The sequence below is a fragment of the Candidatus Paceibacterota bacterium genome (genome assembly GCA_028714275.1).
GTDB lineage: Bacteria > Patescibacteriota > Minisyncoccia > Phycocordibacterales > CAINVO01 > CAINVO01.
This window is the reverse complement of sequence record JAQTMP010000058.1, coordinates 1-3861: the sequence shown is the minus strand read 5'-3', so window position 1 is coordinate 3861 and position 3861 is coordinate 1. Positions and strand designations below refer to the sequence as shown.

General features: G+C 65.5%; 4 protein-coding genes. All 4 read right to left on the bottom strand.

Annotated features, from left to right (window positions below):
• Positions 1–266: 266 nt before the first annotated feature.
• Entirely contained in the window at positions 267–1004 is a 738-nt protein-coding gene (gene istB, locus PHF79_04050) for an IS21-like element helper ATPase IstB (GenBank protein MDD5318952.1), read from the bottom strand.
• 12 nt (positions 1005–1016) lie between these two features.
• A complete protein-coding gene (gene istA / locus PHF79_04045; protein ID MDD5318951.1) occupies positions 1017–2558 on the bottom strand; it encodes an IS21 family transposase in 1542 nt (513 codons plus the stop codon).
• 142 nt (positions 2559–2700) lie between these two features.
• A complete protein-coding gene (locus tag PHF79_04040; GenBank protein MDD5318950.1) occupies positions 2701–3204 on the bottom strand; it encodes a hypothetical protein in 504 nt (167 codons plus the stop codon).
• 2 nt (positions 3205–3206) lie between these two features.
• On the bottom strand, positions 3207–3861 hold a 655-nt coding region (locus PHF79_04035; GenBank protein MDD5318949.1), incomplete at its 5' end, for a restriction endonuclease subunit R.

Here is a 3861-nt window from a genome sequence, read left to right as displayed (position 1 = left end):
TGCGCATTTCAGCGATCGTGGACGCCTGTTTCAGTCTGATCGTGGACGGCGTTTCAGCGCGATCGTGGACGCGCGTGGGGTGCGCGCAAGCGATGGGTTGGACTGTATCTCAAACGTCCACGATCAGCCTGAAACGGTTCTTGCGAAGCGGTTGGTGAGGGGATTCTTTGCAGGCTTATCCACGGCGGCGGACGGCGCTTGCGACGGACCGGCCGCCGCGGTGGATAAGGCGTGTTCGGCGCAGCGGTGGCGGAGGTTCTGGGGGGTCATTGATCTTTATCCTTCTCGCGCAGCGATGGGCCTTTGAGCTCGATTTTGTGGCTGCTGTGCACGATGCGGTCGAGAATGGCGTCAGCCAGCGTGGGGTCGTCGAGGTAGGCATGCCAAGCTTTCACTGGAAGCTGACTGGTGATCAGCGTGGAGCGGCTGCCGACGCGGTCGTCGAGCAGTTCGAGCAAGTCATTGCGCTCGGCCGCGCCCATGGGCGCGATCGCAAAGTCGTCAATCAGCAGCAAGTCAAGCCTGGCCAGTTGGGTCATGCGTTTGGCATAGCTGCCGTCGCCGTGGGCGACCTGCAGCTCGTCGAACAGGCGTGCTGCGCGGGTGTACAGCACCGAGAAGCCCGCGCGGGCGGCCTGATGCGCCAGGGCGCAACCCAACCACGTCTTGCCGCACCCCGTGGCGCCGGTGATGAGCAAGTTCTGTGCATGGCGTAGCCAGTCGCCACCGGCCAGGTTGGCGATGAGATGACGGTCCAGGCCGCGGCTGGCACGCCAGTTGATGTCCTCCACGCAGGCAGCAGAAACCTTGAGCCTGGCCGCCTTGAGCAGGCGCTGCAGGCGGCGGCCGTCACGCCAGGCGATCTCGCTTTGCACCAGCAGCGTGAGCCGCTCGTCGAAAGCCAGGGCGGCTGCCGCCGTGCTGCTGGCCTGCTCCGTCAGGGCGTGGACCATGCCGTCCAGGCGCAGCGCGCGCAGTTGGTCGAGGGTGTGTTCATTGAGCATCGTTGTTCTCCGTCAGTGGTAGTAATCGGCACCGCGCACGTTCTCGTGCTCGGGCAAGGCGGTGGACGCCGCCGTGGGGATTGAGGCGTGCTGGCGATCAAGCCCGCTCTTGAGGATTGAGGCCACGCTGCGGTAAGTGGGCGAGCGGATCGCCAGCGCCCTGGCGCAGGCCGCTTCCAGGCGCTGGGGCGTGTACTCACGCGCCAGGCGCTTGAGGCCCAGGCAGGCGCGGTAGCCCTGCTCGGGATGCGGGCGGTTCTCCAGTTGCCAGGTCACGACGCCCGCGGCGGCCACCCCGATGCTCTGGCCCCACTTGATGAGCTTGGCCGGGGTCCACTCCAGGTGCGCACGGTGCGAGGCTGGCATATGCTCGGGCGTGGTGGAGTGCTGGCCGCGCCGGGCGTTCAGCGCATGACAGGCCACGCGCTGGTTGGCGCAGAAGATCTCCAGCAGCCCGGCGCCCGCGCGCATCTCCACCGAACTGCCCACCAGGCGGTGCGGCACGCTGTAGTAGTGCCCCTCGAACTCGACGTGATAGTCGACGTTGACCTTGGCCTGCTTCCAGTTGCCAACCACGTAGCGCGTGGCTGGCAGGGGCGAGAGCGCCGGGGCGTCGAGGGCCAGGAAGGCGTCGCGGCGGCAGCCGGGCAGCTTCTGGAACGGGCGCAGGTTCAGATCGGCAATGAGCGCGGCGATCGCCGCGTTGAGCTCGATCAGGCTGAAGAAGCGACGGTTGCGCAGCCGCGCCAGGATCCACCTTTCGATCAGCAGCACCGCGCCCTCGACCTTGGGCTTGTCTCTCGGGTGCGCCGGGCGTGCGGCCAGCAGCGCGCAGCCGTAATGGTTGGCAAATTCCTCATACGTGCGGTTGGGCAGCGGGTCGTAGTGGTCGGGGTGTTTGATCAGGGCGCGCGCCTGGTCGGGCACGATCAGCCGCGGTACGCCGCCGAAGAACTCCAGCGCCTGGACTTGCGCGCCGATCCAGTCGGCGGTGGTCTGCCGAGGCGTGGCGCAGGCGTAGGTGTAGCTCGACGCCCCCAGCGTGGCCACGAAGATCTGTGCAGCGCTGATCTCGCCGGTGGCCACGTCGGTGATCGGCACCGTCTGCCCGGCGTAATCGACAAACAGCTTCTCGCCGGCCCCATGCACCTGGCGCATGGAGCGCTTGAGGGTCTGCGCCCAGGCGCGGTACTTGACGCAGAAACTGGTGTACTTGTAGGCCAGCGCGTTGCCCTGCGCGTACTCCTCCCACAGCAGCATCAGCGTCACGCCGGGACGCTTGAGTTCCTGGTGAATGGCGGCAAAATCGGGGGCGAGATGATCGCTGGCGCGCGGCACCGGCGGGCGGTACAGCCGCCCCTCCAGCTCAACGTCGGTCAGCGTCTGGGCCACCGCCCAGTCCACCCCGGCCACGCGGGCCTGCGACACGTACTTGCCCACCGCGCTCTTGGACAGCTTGAGCGCGCGGGCCACTTCGCTATAGGTCAACCCAACCTGCAGGTGCAGGCGCAATGCTTCTCGGATCTGGCGCATCGTGATTCTGGTTGTGGGCATCGGCTTCGATCAAAAAATCGACCAGCCTAGACCGCCTAGGAAATCACTTGCCGCCACCCCCAATCGTCCACGATGACGCTGAAACAGCGTCCACGATCAGGCTGAAACGCCGTCCACGATCCCGCTGAAATGCCGTCCACGATCAGCCTGAAATGCCGTCCACGATGGGCTGAAATACGCACGCCTGCGATGCGGTGAACCATCCCTCCTGTTGCAGCAACGCCTCGCACAGCGCTTCAAAGCGCCGCCATTCGATCAGATCGAACACGGCTTGCGTCCAGGCTGTCGGCCGCGCAACGGCGGCCTCTGCTCGCTCGGGGGGACGCCAGCGGTCGCGCAGGTCATCGTCGATCAATACGTCTGCGGGTTGACTGGATCTGTGTGTTGAGGGGGACCGACGGCTCCCGAAGCTCGGCTCGACAGGCTTCCAGCTCAAATCACCGGCCCGTCGGGTGGACAGTGCCTGCAAGCCAAGGAGGAAGGCGCCGAGAGCGACGGCCAGCCACGCCCAGGGACGCAACGCCATGATCATGAGCGTCAAGGGACTGTTTTGCAAAAAGCTCAGCGCGAGCAGCCCGCCTCCGCCGATGGCGAGCAGCGTGAGCCCGATTTCGCCGAGGCTTTTGCGCTTGCGGCGGCGTGCCATCGTCAGACCCCGATCTTGGCTTCGATCTGTTTCGCCACGTCCCGCCCCTGATCATCGCGTTCCACCGCGAACAAAAACAGGCAGCGCCCCTCGCTGCTGCGCTCCCATTGCTCACCGGCCAGTTTTTTCTCGCGCGAGTCGTCGTTGGTCTTGTAGGGCTCGCCCTTGTATTCCACGACGAGAATGCGACCGTCGATGAGTTCGGCCACGAAGTCCGGGTAGAAGTAGTCCGTGGCGGTCGGCAACCAGAACGAACACTGGGGCTGGCGCTCGATGTTGCGTACCCAGAACTTCACCAGGCGGTGCGCGTCGATCAACTGGGCGCAACGGAATTCCTCTGAGTCCCGTCCGCCTGGGGTCTTCTCGCGCAAATCGTGAATCACCGGGTAGAAGTGCTTGTCGAGCTGGTAGCTGCCCCGGTACACATTCCTGGCCGGATATTGCCCGAGCTGGAAGCGAAAGCTGTGCGGCGCGGCTTGTTCCAGCGGCGGCACGGTCATCTCTGGCAGCCGAAGCTGAAACCCCTGCGCCACGGCATATTGCCGCAGCCGTTCGATCTCGCGCTCGATGGCCTGTGCCAACTGGAACCGCGCCCGCACCAGCGCGGTGAGGTTCATGCGCCTGTCGTGCTGCAAGTGCTGCGCCATGCGAAGCAGA